This window comes from Cryobacterium sp. 10I1, assembly GCF_035019805.1.
GTDB lineage: Bacteria > Actinomycetota > Actinomycetes > Actinomycetales > Microbacteriaceae > Cryobacterium > Cryobacterium glucosi.
Genome location: NZ_JASJVF010000067.1, coordinates 1 through 14,245 on the forward strand (window position 1 = coordinate 1; position 14,245 = coordinate 14,245).

The window sequence follows — 14,245 nt, forward strand, 5'->3', positions numbered from 1 at the left end:
TCGCCCCGCACTACGTCAAGCCCCTCAAGACGACCATTCCGATCTACTCCACCTTCTCCGGGGTGATGTCGGCGCCGGGAAGAGCACCATTCTGGCGCTCATCGAACGGTTCTACGACCCGAACGCGGGCGTCGTCCGACTGGGTGGGCTGGACATCCGCACCCTGGATCGCACGGCGCTGCGGTCGCAGATCGGCTACGTCGAGCAGGACGCCCCCGTGCTCGCCGGCTCGCTGCGCGACAACCTCGTGCTCTCGGCGCCGGATGCGACCGACGAGGAGTGCATCGCCGTACTCCACGCGGTCAACCTCGGCGAGGTGCTCGAGCGCGACCCGGCCGGGCTCGGCGCTGCCGTCGGGGAATCCGGCGTGATGCTCTCCGGCGGGGAGCGCCAGCGGCTCGCGATCGCGCGGGCGCTGCTCGCGGCGCCGCCGATCCTGCTGCTCGACGAGTCGACCTCGAGCCTCGACGGGGTCAACGAGCAGTTGATGCGGGCCGCGATCGACGCCGTCGCCGTCGACCGCACGCTCATCGTGATCGCGCACCGGCTCTCGACCGTCGTCGACTCCGACCAGATCGTGGTGCTCGACCACGGCCAGGTGATCGGGACCGGGACGCACTCCGAGCTCGTCGTGTCGACGCCGCTCTATCGCGAGCTCGCCAAGCACCAGCTGCTCGTTTAACCGCGCCGGGACGCACGCCCGGTGCCCGCACTGACCCCTGACGAATTCGACGGAGTTCTTGCTCTTCCGCCACGTGGGAGGCCGGTCTTGGTCCGAGATCCCTAAGAACTCCGTCGAATCGGTCGGGGGTAGCGGAGGGTGACGAGCTGGAACGGCCGCAGCTCGATGTCGAGAAGCTGGCCCGCTTGCGCGAGCGGAAGGCCGGGTTCTGCCCGCCGGCGTTCGAGCAGGTCGGTCGGGTAGGCATCCGCTGCCTCGAAGCGGCGGATGACCCGGGCACGCGCCCGGGACCCGTGCGCCTCGTAGATGCGCACGACCAGGTCGCCGCTGCGGTCTTCGGCGAGCTTGACCGCCTCGATCACGATGGCGGGGTTGTCGACCTCGAGGAGCGATTCGATGCTGTCGCTCGCGACACCGGTCACGGTGCGCAGCGGGAGATTGAGCCGGTAGCCCTCGGTGATCGCGTCCGCGATGCTCGCGCCCGGTCGCACCGAGACCCGGAAGGCGTGCCTGCCCTGGTCGGCCTCGGGGTCCGGGAAGAGTGCCGCGCGCAGGAGCGACAGCCGCACCGTCGTCGTGGCGCGGCCGGCGGCATCCGTCGTGCGGGTCATGTCGTGGCCGTAGGTGGAATCGTTGGCCACCGCCACCCCGTAGCCGAGCTCGCCGACGTGCACCCAGCGGTGCGCGCAGGTTTCGAAGCGGGCGGTGTCCCAGGAGGTGTTCGCGTGCGTCGGGCGATAGACGTGCCCGAACTGGATTTCCGAGGCGGCCCGTTCGGCGTGCACGTCGAACGGGAACTCGATCTTCAGGAGCTTCTGGCGTTCGTGCCAGTCCACGTCGAAGGCGAGGTCGAGCGCCGGGGAGCCGGCGGCGAGGGTGATGTCCTGCACGAGTCGGGAACCGCCGAACTCCCGCGTCACCCGCACGCAGGCCTCGGCGGGCGTGTCGGTGACGACCTCGACGGACACGGCGGCGTCAAGCGGAACGGTCGTGCGCTTGTAGTGGGCGTCGATGTCCCAGGCGTCCCACTGGGTGGGAGTGTCGCGGTGCAGCAGCAGCCGGTTGCCGCGGGTGCCCGACGGGATGAGTTCCCGGTCGGCGAGGAGGTCGTGGAGGGAGGTGAGGAGTCCGTCGGCGTCGATCGAGACGCTGACGAGGCCGTTCGCGAGCACGAGCAGACCGGACGCCGTGCGGGCCACGGTCGCGGGGGCATCCGCCAGGCCCGCGTCGTTTCTGACCGTCGCGCCCGGACCGGCACCGAGGGCTGGCACACCGGACAGGGCGTATGGACCCGCGTTGAGTGCCACGGTTCGGTCGCCGGCGCCGCAGAGTGCGGTCACGGATGCCGCGACGAGCGCACCGAGGTCCCGAGCGACCTCCGCGTAGCGGCGTTCGGCCTCCTGGTGCACCCAGGCGATCGAGGAACCGGGCAGGATGTCGTGGAACTGCTGGAGCAGCACGGTCTGCCAGGCCCGCTCGAGCGCGTCATACGGGTAGGCGGCCCCGGTGCGGATGCTCGCGGTCGCGGCCCAGAGCTCGGCCTCCCGCAGCAGATGCTCGCTGCGCCGGTTGCCGCGTTTGGTCCGGGCCTGCGACGTGTATGTACCGCGGTGGAACTCGAGGTAGAGCTCACCCGACCAGATCGGCGCCTCCGGGTACTCGGCCTCTGCGGCCTCGAAGAACCGTCGCGGGGTGGAGAGCTCGACCGTCGGTGACCCTTCGAGCGAGGCGGTCCGGCGGGCGGCGGCGATCATCTCTACCGTCGGGCCGCCCCCGCCGTCGCCCCAGCCGAAGGGGACGAGCGAGGTGTTGGCCATGCCCTTCTCGGAATACTGGGTCTCCGCACGGGCGAGATCCGCGCCGGAGAGGTCGGAACTGTAGGTGTCGACGGGCGGGAAGTGCGTGAAGATGCGGGTGCCGTCGATGCCCTCCCAGCGGAAGGAATGGTGCGGCATCGGGTTCGTCTCGTTCCAGGACGACTTCTGGGTGAGGAACCAGCGCGACCCCGCCGCCGCGATGATCTGCGGGAGCGCTGCGGAATAGCCGAACGAGTCCGGCAGCCAGACCTCGAGCGGCTCGATCCCGAACTCCTCGAGGAAGAACCGTTTGCCGGCGACGAACTGCCTGGCCAGGGATTCCCCGCCGGGCATATTCGTGTCCGACTCGACCCACATCCCACCGACGGGCACCAAAGCACCCGCGGCGACCTGGGCGCGCACCCGCTCGAACAGCTCGGGGTAGTACTTCTTGAGCCAGGCGTACTGCTGGGCGGATGACGCGGCGAAGGTGAATCCCGGATACTCCCCGGCCAGGGCCAGTACGTTCGAGAACGTGCGGGCGACCTTGCGCACGGTCTCCCGCACCGGCCAGAGCCAGGCACTGTCGATGTGGGCGTGCCCGACCGCGTGCACCCGGTGCGCGCTCGCGGCGGCGGGCTGCGCGAGCGCGGGGGCGAGCACGGCCCGGCCTCGCGCGGCCGATCCGGAGACATCATCCGGATCGAGCACGTCGAGACAGCGCTCGAGGGCGCGCAGGATCCCGGCAGCGCGCGTCGACCCGTGCGGCAGGGCACGGCGGAGACCGTCGAGGGCGAGGACGTCCTGCAGTAACTCCCAGACCTCGTCGTCGCGGAGCGCGAGGTCGAGCTGTCGCAGCCGATAGAGCGGTTCGGTGCCGGCCGTGGCCGGGTCGCCGTTCCGGGTCGGCACGAACGTGAAGCCCGCGGTGACGTCGGGGTTGGCGGCCGCCTCGACGTAGAAGTCGACGGATGCCGGGGCGCCCGTTGCGTCCAACGGTCGCGGTACCAGCGGCGCAAGCGGCAGGGAGCGGTTGCGCGGTGCGATCCCCTTGATCACGGCACCGCCTGCGGTCCAGGCGATGCCCTCGGCCTGGAACCCCGGCGTCGTGTCGGTGAAGCCGAGGTCGACGACGGCCTCGATCCGGGTACCGGGCTGCCCGGCCCAGCCCGCGGGGATCACGCCCGTCGCGTGGAACCAGACCGTCGCCCAGGGGCGGCCCCATGCCTCGCCGGGGGCGAACGGAGCATAGGACTGCTGCACGGCCTCGGCGAAGGTCGCGGGGGCATCCTTTACCGGAGCCGCCGACACCCAGGCCGAGACCTGCAGCGGCACGACCGCGCGGTACACGGCCGGCCGCAGCCGTTCGCGGAGGAACCGGTCGATGCGCTTCTGGATCAGTGCGGCCTCGTCGTCCATGCCAGCATCCTACGACCGCCCGCGGGGGCGAACTCAGGAAATCCGCACCGGTTGGTCGGAACTGCCGCACTGTTCCGCGGCCCCGGCTGCGCATCCCGCCGGATCTCCTGAGTGAGCCCCGCGCGGTCCAGGTGACGCCGAGCACGCGCGAGGCACACAGACCCGGTCAGCCCAGGTGCACGATCTCGGGGGCACCGACCAGGTCCGCCTTCGAGTGCTTGATCATGAAGAACGAGATCGGAGCGGCGAGCAGGATCAGCCCGGCAGCCCAGAGGAACGCGACCGAATACCCGCTCACGAAGGCGTCGAGCTGAACGGTCGGCGTCGCCGGGTTCGAGGCCAGGTAGCTCGAGATCGCGGCCGTGTACAGGGCGGTGAACAGGGCGGTGCCGATCGACCCGCCGATCTGCTGGGTCGCGGACACCGCGGCGCTGGCCACGCCCGCGTCGTGCGCGTCGATGCCGGCGAGGGCGACGTTTTGCAGCGGTACGAAGATGGCTGCGAGGCCGATGCCGAGCAGGATGACACCCGGCAGCACACGCAGCACGTAGTCGTCCTGGACAGTGACGAAGGACAACCAGGCGAGCCCGGCGGCGGCGATGACCGGGCCGATCGTCAGGGGCAGGCGCACGCCGACCTTCGGCAGGATGCCGGAGAGCGCGGTCGCGCAGACCATGATGGTCGCCGTCATCGGGAGTGAGGCGAGCCCGGAACGCAGCGGCGAGTAACCGAGCACGATCTGGAAGTACAGGGTGAGGAAGAAAAGACCGCCGAGGAGGCTCGCTCCGGTGAGCAGCGAAACCAGGAAGGCCCCGCCGCGGACCCGGTCGGTGACGACCCGGAGCGGCAGCAGCGGGTTCGTCGCCCGGGCCTCGACGATGACGAAGGCCACGAGGAGCACGACGCCGAGGGCGAGGAAGCCGATCGTCTCGACCCGCCCCCAGCCGTTCTCGGCCTGGCTGAAGCCATAGACGAGTGAGGCGAGGCCGGTGACGATGAGGATCACGCCGGGCAGGTCATAGCGGGTATTTCCGTGCGCGCGGCTCTCCTGCATCAGCGGGATCGCGGCGAGGATCGCGACGAGGGCGATCGGCACGTTGACGAGCAGGCACCAGTTCCAGCTGGTGAACTCGGTGAGCACCCCGCCGAGCACGAGGCCGACGGCCGCGCCGCCGCCACCGATCGCGCCGTAGACGGCGAAGGCCTTGATCCGGTCCTTGCCGCCGGGGAAGGTGATCGTGAGGATCGCGAGAGAGGCCGGGGCGAGCAGGGCGGCGAATGCACCCTGCAGGCCGCGGGAGATCAGAAGCTGGGTGGTGGTGTCTGCGAGGCCGCCGACCATGGATGCGAGCGCGAAGCCGGCCATCCCGACGAGGAAGGAGCGCTTGCGGCCCCAGTAGTCAGCGATGCGGCCGCCGAGCAGCAGCAGCGAGCCGAAGGCGAGGGCGTAGATCGTGACGACCCAGGTGCGGTCGCCGTCGCTCATGCCGAGGGCGAGCTGCGCCTTCGGCAGGGCAATGTTGACGATGGTCCCGTCGAGCACGACCATGAGCTGGGCCAGTGCGAGCACGGCGAGGAGCCACCAGCGGCGCGGGTGAGCTGCGGGATCGTGCAGGGGCGGGGAGGAGACGGAGAGAGCAGGAGCAGGGGAACTCATCGAGACAGAAATCCTATTCAAACGAACTAGTTGGTTGGGATAGGTATGATCTTAGTCATGAGAAGTGACGGTGAAGCGACCCGCGAGCGAATTCTCGATGCAGCCCAGGCCGAGTTCGCCCGGTACGGACTGGCCGGCGCGCGCGTCGACCGCATCGCCACGGCCGCGAAGGCGAGCAAGGAGCGCCTCTATGCATACTTCGGCGACAAGGGCGCCCTGTTCACCGCGGTGCTCGAGGTCAACCGGCGCGACGTGATGGCCGCGATCCCTATGGACACGGACGACCTGCCCGGCTTCGTCGGCCGGGTCTTCGACCACGTCGTCGAGTACCCCGAGCACGTGCGGATGCTCGACTGGGCCAGGCTCGAGGGCGCCGCCGCGCTGCTACCGACGACCTCGGAATGGCGCAACGGCCCGGAGGCGGCCGCGATCGCGGCAGCCCAGTCCCGGGGCGAGATCGACCCCGGCTGGGATCCGGAAGACCTCGTCACCCTCGTCTTCTCGCTCGCGACGTCGTGGGTGCACTCCCCCGGGGTGTTCCCCGCCCCGGGCAGCGCGCCGGAGGCATCCGTGCGGGAGCGCCGCCGCGCCGCAGCGGTCGCCGCCGCCCGCAAACTCATCGCCCCCTGAGCCGGGGCGGGCCGGGCAGCGGATGCCGCCGGTCGGCCCCGACGGCCCGCCGCTACCCCTTGAGGTGGTAGCGCACGCTCGAGAGTTCGGCGAGCAACGCAGCGGGGACCCGGTCGCCGAACTGGGCGAAGTAGTCCTCGGTAAGGTCGCACTCGGCGAGCCAGCTGGTCTTGTCGATGTGGAACAGCTGCTCCACGGTCTCGTCCGAGAGGTCGAGACCGGCAAGGTCGAGGGCGCCCGCGGCGGGGAGGCGTCCGATCGGAGTGTCGATGGCATCCGTCGACCCTTCGATGCGGCGCACGATCCACTCGATCACCCGCGAGTTCTCGCCGAAGCCGGGCCAGAGGAAGCTGCCGTCCGCGCCCTTGCGGAACCAGTTGACCTGGAAGATCTCGGGGGCGCGGCTGCCGAGGCCCTTGCCGACCTTCAGCCAGTGCGCCCAGTAGTCGGCCATGTTGTAGCCGCAGAACGGGAGCATCGCGAAGGGGTCGCGGCGGAGTTCACCGACGGTGCCCTCTGCGGCGGCGGTCTTCTCGGACGAGATCGTCGCCCCCATGAAGACGCCGTGCTTCCAGCTGCGGGCCTGGGCGACGAGGGGCACGTTCGTGGCGCGCCGCCCGCCGAAGAGGATCGCGTCGATCGGAACGCCGCCCGCGGCCTCCCAGTCGTCGGAGATCGAGGGGCACTGCGCCGCCGCGACCGTGAAGCGGGAGTTCGGGTGGGCGGCCGGCGTCGGCGACGAGGGCGTCCAGTCGTTGCCCTCCCAGTCGATCAGGTGACTCGGCGGGGTCGCGGTGAGGCCTTCCCACCAGACGTCACCGTCGTCGCGGAGGGCGACGTTCGTGAAGATCGTGTTGCCCCAGACGGTCTGCACCGCGGTCGGGTTGGTCTCGATGCCGGTGCCGGGGGCGACGCCGAAGAAGCCCGCCTCCGGGTTGATCGCCCAGAGGCGGCCGTCGGGGCCGGGTCGGAGCCAGGCGATGTCGTCGCCGATCGTCTCGACGGACCAGCCGGGGATGGTCGGGCGCAGCATCGAGAGGTTGGTCTTGCCGCAGGCGGAGGGGAAGGCGCCCGCGAGGTGTACGGCGCGTCCCTCCGGCGAGGTGACCTTGATCAGAAGCATGTGCTCGGCGAGCCAGCCCTCGTCGCGGGCCATCACCGACGCGATCCGCAGGGCGAAGGACTTCTTCGAGAGCAGCGCGTTGCCGCCGTAGCCCGAGCCGTACGACCACACCTCGCGTGTCTCGGGGAACTGCACGATGTACTTGGTGTCGTTGCAGGGCCACGTGACGTCGGGGCGGGTCTCGCCCGCGGCATCCGTGAGCGGGTAGCCGACGCTGTGGATGGTCTGCACCCAGCGGGCTCCTGCCTCGATCAGCTCGAGGACGGCGTTGCCCATCCGGGTCATGATGCCCATGTTGAGCACGACGTATGGCGAGTCGGTGATCTCGACGCCCAGCTGGGAGATCGGGCCGCCGAGCGGGCCCATCGAGAACGGCACGACGTACATCGTGCGGCCGCGCATGCTGCCGGCGAAGACGGCGCGCAGCTCGTCCTTCATCGCGGCGGGGTCGGCCCAGTTGTTGGTGGGGCCGGCGTCGTCGGGGTCCGTCGAGCAGATGAAGGTGCGGTCTTCGACCCTGGCGACGTCGGACGGGCTCGTCCGGGCGAGGTAGCTGTTCGGACGCCACTCGGGGTTCAGCTTGATGAGCTTGCCCTCTGCGACGAGCTGCTTGGAGAGTTCGTCGGCCTCCCGGCTCGAACCGTCGCACCAGATCACTTCGTCCGGCTGGGTCAGCCGGGCGATGGAATCCACCCAGGACTGTAGATTGGGATCCGTGGTACCGGCAGTGTCGTCGGAATCGCTTCCGCTGGATGTGACTCGGAAGTGGGCGATGGTCATCTCCTGGCCTTTCTCGGTATGGGGTGTACAGCGGATGCCTGCGGTCGTGATCGAAGCATCCGCCCGGCTTGTCGTCGGTGACTCGTCGTCCGTAACTTTGTGCTGCAGAACCAGAATGCGCGCAATCTTCCCTCTTGGATCAAAAAACTCTTGTTAAGAATCATGCTTCTTTAGATATTGTTAAGGAATGTCGACTCGAGCCTCTGACCTCGTCACCCTGGGCCTGCGCATCCGCCACCATCGCGGCGAGCGCGGCCTCACCCTCGACCAGCTGGGCGAGAGGGTCGGACTCGCGGGCAGCCAACTGTCGCTCATCGAAAACGGCCGGCGGGAACCGAAATTGTCGATCCTGCAGGACGTGGCGACCGTGCTCGGCGTTCCGATCGCCGACCTGCTCAACGGCGAGGCGCCGAACAAGCGGGCCGCGCTCGAGATCGAGCTCGCGCGGGCGCAGAAGAACCCGCTCTACGGTGCACTCGGCCTGCCAGAGGTCAAGGTCACCAAGGGCATGCCCGTCACGGCCCTCGAGTCGCTCATCGGGTTGCACCGTGAGCTGGCGCGGCGCGCGAGCGAGGCGATCGCGACGCCGGAGGAGGCCAGGCGGGCGAACACCGAGCTGCGCGAGCTCATGCGCGAGCAGAACAACTACATGCCCGACATCGAGGAGCTCGCCGAGGACCGGGTGCGGGCATCCGGTCACGTCTCGGGCGCGCTCACGCACCGCGAGGTGAGCGTGATGGCCGAGCAGCTCGGCTTCAGCCTGATCTATGTCAACGACCTTCCGAACTCGACCCGCTCGGTGACCGACCTCGTCAACCACCGGATCTACCTGCCGCCGGCGTCGATTCCCGGCGGGCACGGGCTGCGGTCGATGGCGCTGCAGGCGATGGGGCACCGGCTGCTCGGGCACGAGCGCCCGGCGAGCTATGCCGAATTCCTGTGGCAGCGGCTCCAGATCAACTACTTCGCGGCCGCGTGCCTGATGCCGCCTGCCGCGTCCGTCGCGTTCCTCGCGCGCGCGAAACGCGAGCGCGAGCTCTCGGTCGAGGACTTCCGTGACGCGTTCGGGGTGACCCACGAGGCCGCGGCACTGCGCCTGACCAACCTCGCCACCTCACACCTGGACATGCCGCTGCACTTCCTCAGGGTCACCGGCGACGGCGCCCTGCAGAAGGGCTACGAGAACGACGGCCTGCCGCTGCCGGTCGATGTCACCGGTTCGATCGAAGGCCAGTTCGTCTGCAAGCAGTGGAGTGCCCGCAGCGCCTTCACGCACACCAACCGCACGACCGAGTTCTACCAGTACACCGACACACCGGCCGGCACCTTCTGGTCGGCCACCCAGACCGGGGCGGCGGATGGCGGTGAGTTCTCGATCAGCGTCGGGGTGCCGTTCGTGCACGCCAAGTGGTTCCGCGGACGCGAGACCGTGCAGCGAGCCGTGTCGCGCTGCCCGGACGAGTCCTGCTGCCGCCGGCCGGCCTCCGACCTGGCCGCGCACTGGGCCGGCCACGCCTGGCCGAGCGCCCGCCTGCACGCGCACGTGCTCTCGCCCCTGCCGAGCGGCACCTTCCCCGGCGTCGACGACACCGAGGTCTACGAATTCCTCGAGGCCCACGCGGCGCCCTGAGTCGCGCGGTGTCCCGAAACCGCCCTGGGCATCGTAGGAGATGTCTCGCACCTGAGGATCTGTCCGCTCATGCAGCAGAGCGACGGACGTGCGCTACCGTCGTACGAGACGTTCGTACCACGTTCACACGGTAGGGGGAATCCATGGCAGACAACGACGCCGAAGCGGTGCTGCCCGACGACGGGCTCGATGCGATCGATCGGACTCTGATCGTCGCTCTCCAGACTGATGGACGAATGACGTATGCGGAGTTGGGCGCACAGGTCGGGCTCTCGGCCGGCGGGGCTCGTCTTCGTGTGCGCCGGCTCGAGGAACGTGAGATCGTCCAGGTCGTCGGGGTCACCGACCCACTCAAGCTGGGGTACGAGCGAATGGCGATGCTGCACCTGTCGGTCGAGGGCGACGTGCACGCAGTCGCTGACGCAATCGGCGCCCTGGAAGGGGTGATCTATCTGGTCATCGGTGCGGGCTCATACGACCTGCTCGTCGAGGTCATCGCCGTCAACGCTGACGCACTCCTCGAATTGATCAACGGGCGCATCCGCACGATCCCGGGAGTCTCGCGCTGTGAGACGTTCTCGTATTACAACATCCATACCCATCGATTCACGTGGGGTACGCGATAGCCGGATCACCGTCTGCTCCGTGCGGACAGGACCCGGTCGAGTGCCTCTACGAAGAAGTCGACGCTCTCGGTCGTGATGTTCAGCGGCGGCTTGATTTTGAGGACGTTCTTGTAATCTCCGGTCGGCTGGACAATGCAGCCTTCACGCAGCAGTTCCTCGCAGATCTCGGACGCTTCCACTGAGGCCGGTTCGAGGGTATCGAGGTCACGTACAAGCTCGACGCCCAGATACAGGCCCAATCCGTGCACAGCGCCGATGATGTCGTGCCGGCCCTGCAGCGTGACGAGCTTGGCTTTCAGGTCGCCTCCGACAGTGCGTGCGTTCTCCTGCAGGCCTTCCTCGTGGAGGATGTCGAGCACGGTCAGCCCGACGACGCAGCTGACTGGGCTTCCACCGGCGGAGGAGAACATGCTGCCCTCTTCGGCGAATTTCTCGGCGATGTCACGACGTGTGATCACGGCCCCGACTGGCTGACCATTGCCCATGCCCTTGGCAATCGTGATGATGTCCGGTATGACCCCCTGCTGTTCGACCCCCCAGAAATACTCTCCGAGGCGACCGTATCCGACCTGCACCTCGTCGGAAATGGTGAGTCCGCCTCTGGATCTCACCTTCTCGAAAACGCCGGCCAGGTACCCGTCCGGCAAGAGCACGCCACCGGCATTTCCGAAGACCGGTTCCCCGATGAAGGCCGCAAGACCAGTTCCTGCGTCATCGAGCACTCCGAGTCGGGCTTCGAGATCTTCCAGGTATCGGGCGGCTGAATCGGCGCCGCGGTATGTGCCGCGGAAGGGGTGGGGCGCATCGATGACGTGCACCCAGTCCGGCCGGGTTTCCAGCGCACGCGGGTTGTCTCCGATGGAGGATGAAACGGCGTCGGCTCCCACCGTCCAGCCGTGGTACGCCTCCTGGAAGGCGAGGACGCCATCATTCCCGGTATAGGTCTTCGCCAACCGCAGCGCGAGATCGACAGCTTCGCTGCCGCTGTTCACGAGGAAGACGGTGTCCAGACCGTCTGGAGCCAGGGCCACAAGCCGTTCCGTGAAACGCGGCAATGCGCTGTAGTTGAAACGGGAGTTGGTGTTCAGCAGCGACCATTGATTGCTCACGGCTTTGACCAACCGGGGATGGGCGTGTCCGGCCAATGCGACGTTATTCACCAGGTCGAGATAGCACTGAGCGTGCACGTCGATGAGGTGTTCCCGCCAACCGCGTTCAATTTCCGGGGGCTCCGTGTAGTAGTGCTCCTGGACTGCGGCGAACGTCGAAACACGCCGCTCGAGAACATCCCCGGACAGCAGTTCAGGTGCAGCAAGGTCGATGCCGAGAAGCGGGGAGGGGTCTGGGTAGACACGCTGCCAGATCTCGGCTTCAGCAGGAGTAGCGAAGAAGGCTGGGCGGATGCCCGCCACCCGTGACAGTTGGACCCTGACGTGGACGGGAGCTTCGGGCCGTGCCGTTCCCGCGCGTGCCGCGCCGATGCGCTGCCCTGCGCTGACGCGACCCGGCGCCACGGGTTCGAGCCCGAAGAGCCAGATCTCGTACCCGCTCGCTTCCAACACCAGTGCGTCGCCCTCGATGCGCACGGAGCCGTCGACCGGTGCCGAGAAGACCGTTCCGGGTGCAGTCACTACCTCGACGCCGAGAGCCAACGTCGCGGTTTCCCCCGTGTAATGCAGCTTCGCGCGCGTCAGCCGGTACTCGCCGTAGCGCGTGACGGCTGTGCCCGATGTTCGGAAGACCGCGGCGGCGAGGGCAGCCTCGGAGTCGTGGCGCACCCAGATCCCGTCGCTGAGTTCCGGGTTGGTGACGGAGAAGTCAAGGACGGACATCGGGGCGGCCTGGAGGAGGAGGGCCTCGGGGCGCTCGATGACGCTGCGCCGATCGAAGCGCACGCGTGCTCTGATCAACGCGCACATCTGCTGAGCGTCAAGGCCCTCAGCGGCTTCGAATGCGATCCATTCGTGGTCACGATTCTCTGATGCGTAGTGGTTCGCGTCGTCAACGGCGACCTGCTGCTCGCCACTGACCACGAGGACACAGGTTCTGAGGACGATGAGGGCCCAGAGCGCAGCGAGCTCGTCGTCGGCCAACGGCGTATGCGTGACGAACGCGGCGATCGTCTCGAGGATGATCAACGGTGTTCGCGGGTTGTGGTGAAGGATGGATGCGCAGGTGACAGCCAGCTCGGCGACGATCCAGCTGTCGGCGATGTCGCCGAAGTCGATGACACCGAGCGTGCTGCCGTGCCGGGTGACGACGTTGTCATCGGTGATGTCACCGTGGATGGGCTGCGATCGGAGCTTGTCGCTGAGCGGTTGCAGCGCCGCCTGTGCTTGCGCCGCGGCCTCTCGAACGCGCTCCCGGCGAACAGGGTCCGGCACGTGCGGAAGATACATCTGCACGACCTGCGTCGCGATCCGGAGATTCCATTGGGTGACTCGCGCGGTGCCGGGGTGGACGAAATCTTCGAGGGAAGCGGCGAGACGGCCGGCAGTGTGGCCCAGGGAGCGGGCTTCCACGACTGAGAGAGCACCGCGACTGGTGAGCGCATCCCCTTCGACGAAGCTCAGGAGTCGGACGTGGAGGTCGACGTCGTCGACATGAACGATCCGGATCGCGGCTCCGTCGCGCGAAGGGACGCTTCGAGGAACGTCGATTCCGGCCAGGCTCACACGTTCCGCTGCAGCATCCTGGGCCTCGAGCTCCTGGGCGGAGAACGCTGGATTGGAGAATTTGAGGAGCCAACGCGTCTCGCCGTCGTCGATGAGAAAATTGCGGTCCTGTTGACTTCCCAGTTCGGTGAGGTGTCCGGTCACGTGAAAGAGATCCCTGGCGACGGATGTTGCGTCGTGTTGCGTCACGGAGGGCCTGGGGAGAGAGGGATTGGAGAAGAAGTTGTAGTTCGTCATTGTGGTGTGTTTCAGCCGATCCGTGTGAATTTCCTGTGGGCGAACTCGTCGACGGCGAATCGTACGACTTCGCGACCTTGGGCTGGTGTCTTGATTCCGGCGAAGGGAGGGTCAATCCATGGCTTCAGCATTTCATAAATGTCACGGAATTAGTCAATATGGTGACAAATCATTAGCCCGAGGTCCATGTGCATGATTTTTGCATACCGTAACCGTCAGAGGTCAGCACGCCATCGAAGCGGGGCGACGGTCAGGCGGGCGCGGGGGCGAGCGCGCCCGCCGGGAGGCCGAGTTCGTGCTCCGCGACGGTGCGCACAAGGTCGCGCTGGCCGCGGGCGTCGCCGTAGCGCACGACCGCGTGCGCGTTGATGCCGTCGATGATCGCGAGCAGCTGCCAGGCCAGTGCGCCGCTGTCGGCGACCGCGAACTCGCCACGCGCGCAGCCCCGGTTCAGGAGGGCCACCAGGAACGCCTGCCAGGCATCCATCTGCACACCGACCTCACGGGCCAGGGCGATGTTGCGTCGCCCGACGCTCCAGGCGTCGAGCCACACGGTCGTCACCGCGCTGCGGTCGGGGCCGAGGAGCGTGTCGATCAGCGCGCGCAGCGCCTCGACGGAAGTCGGGAGCGCCGAAAGCTCCTTCGTGATCTCCGCGAGCTCGGCGCCGGCGATCGAGCCGAAGGTCGTCGCGACGAGGCCCTCCGTGCTCGGTTCATAGTGGCTGACCAGGGCGGGTGTGACGCCGACCCGGGCCGCGATCGCGCGGAGCGTGATGGCGTCGAGACCGTCGTAGCGGGCGATCTCGCGGGCCGTGCGCGCGATCTCGGAGGCGCGCTCGGGACCGGACTTACGCTTGGCGCGGCTCGGAAGGGTTGACATCGCACCTCAGTGTATATAGTTTTGCCTCGGGCTTATTGATCAAGTGATCAACTAGCTCCCTATCCTTCCTTCGACCGCCGTTCCCGGCACCCCAGGAGACGCCTTGCAGC

The 14,245-nt window shown here is 68.0% G+C and carries 9 protein-coding genes; 4 read left to right on the top strand and 5 right to left on the bottom strand.

Annotated elements, in window-relative coordinates; translation table 11 throughout:
* On the top strand, positions 1-682 hold a 682-nt coding region (locus QN345_RS08280; RefSeq protein WP_323508563.1), incomplete at its 5' end, for an ABC transporter ATP-binding protein.
* 101 nt (positions 683-783) lie between these two features.
* Here the strand turns inward: QN345_RS08280 and QN345_RS08285 are convergent.
* Positions 784-3,897 (bottom strand): alpha-mannosidase, encoded by a 3,114-nt coding sequence (locus QN345_RS08285; RefSeq protein ID WP_322189414.1) that lies wholly within the window; start codon positions 3,895-3,897, stop codon positions 784-786.
* Between the two features lie 166 nt (positions 3,898-4,063).
* Positions 4,064-5,554, bottom strand: coding sequence for an MFS transporter (locus QN345_RS08290; protein WP_322189413.1), 1,491 nt, complete (start codon positions 5,552-5,554; stop codon positions 4,064-4,066).
* A gap of 57 nt (positions 5,555-5,611) precedes the next feature.
* Here QN345_RS08290 and QN345_RS08295 point away from each other — a divergent pair, with 57 nt between their 5' ends.
* A complete protein-coding gene (locus tag QN345_RS08295) occupies positions 5,612-6,184 on the top strand; it encodes a TetR/AcrR family transcriptional regulator (protein WP_322189412.1) in 573 nt (190 codons plus the stop codon).
* Positions 6,185-6,236: 52 nt separating this feature from the next.
* Here the strand turns inward: QN345_RS08295 and QN345_RS08300 are convergent, their stop codons facing one another.
* Positions 6,237-8,087: a phosphoenolpyruvate carboxykinase (GTP) gene (locus tag QN345_RS08300; protein ID WP_322189411.1), complete on the bottom strand. Its 1,851-nt coding sequence runs from the start codon at positions 8,085-8,087 to the stop codon at positions 6,237-6,239.
* Between the two features lie 187 nt (positions 8,088-8,274).
* Between QN345_RS08300 and QN345_RS08305 the strand changes: the two genes are divergently transcribed.
* A complete protein-coding gene (locus QN345_RS08305) occupies positions 8,275-9,717 on the top strand; it encodes a helix-turn-helix domain-containing protein (RefSeq protein ID WP_322189410.1) in 1,443 nt (480 codons plus the stop codon).
* A gap of 143 nt (positions 9,718-9,860) precedes the next feature.
* On the top strand, positions 9,861-10,343 hold the full coding sequence (locus tag QN345_RS08310; RefSeq protein ID WP_322136462.1) for an Lrp/AsnC family transcriptional regulator: 483 nt from the start codon (positions 9,861-9,863) through the stop codon (positions 10,341-10,343).
* A 5-nt stretch (positions 10,344-10,348) separates the two neighbouring features.
* Here the strand turns inward: QN345_RS08310 and QN345_RS08315 are convergent, their stop codons facing one another.
* A complete protein-coding gene (locus tag QN345_RS08315; protein WP_322189409.1) occupies positions 10,349-13,255 on the bottom strand; it encodes an aminotransferase in 2,907 nt (968 codons plus the stop codon).
* 250 nt (positions 13,256-13,505) lie between these two features.
* Entirely contained in the window at positions 13,506-14,135 is a 630-nt protein-coding gene (locus QN345_RS08320) for a TetR/AcrR family transcriptional regulator (RefSeq protein WP_322189408.1), read from the bottom strand.
* Between the last annotated feature and the right edge of the window lie 110 nt (positions 14,136-14,245).

What these genes read in the sequence shown, in the direction of transcription:
- QN345_RS08300 (WP_322189411.1), bottom strand. Translation starts at nt 8,087, where the DNA reads ATGACCATCGCCCACTTCCGAGTCACATCCAGCGGAAGCGATTCCGAC.
- QN345_RS08315 (WP_322189409.1), bottom strand. Translation starts at nt 13,255, where the DNA reads ATGACGAACTACAACTTCTTCTCCAATCCCTCTCTCCCCAGGCCCTCC.
- QN345_RS08285 (WP_322189414.1), bottom strand. Translation starts at nt 3,897, where the DNA reads ATGGACGACGAGGCCGCACTGATCCAGAAGCGCATCGACCGGTTCCTC.
- QN345_RS08310 (WP_322136462.1), top strand. Translation starts at nt 9,861, where the DNA reads ATGGCAGACAACGACGCCGAAGCGGTGCTGCCCGACGACGGGCTCGAT.
- QN345_RS08320 (WP_322189408.1), bottom strand. Translation starts at nt 14,135, where the DNA reads ATGTCAACCCTTCCGAGCCGCGCCAAGCGTAAGTCCGGTCCCGAGCGC.
- QN345_RS08305 (WP_322189410.1), top strand. Translation starts at nt 8,275, where the DNA reads ATGTCGACTCGAGCCTCTGACCTCGTCACCCTGGGCCTGCGCATCCGC.
- QN345_RS08295 (WP_322189412.1), top strand. Translation starts at nt 5,612, where the DNA reads ATGAGAAGTGACGGTGAAGCGACCCGCGAGCGAATTCTCGATGCAGCC.
- QN345_RS08290 (WP_322189413.1), bottom strand. Translation starts at nt 5,554, where the DNA reads ATGAGTTCCCCTGCTCCTGCTCTCTCCGTCTCCTCCCCGCCCCTGCAC.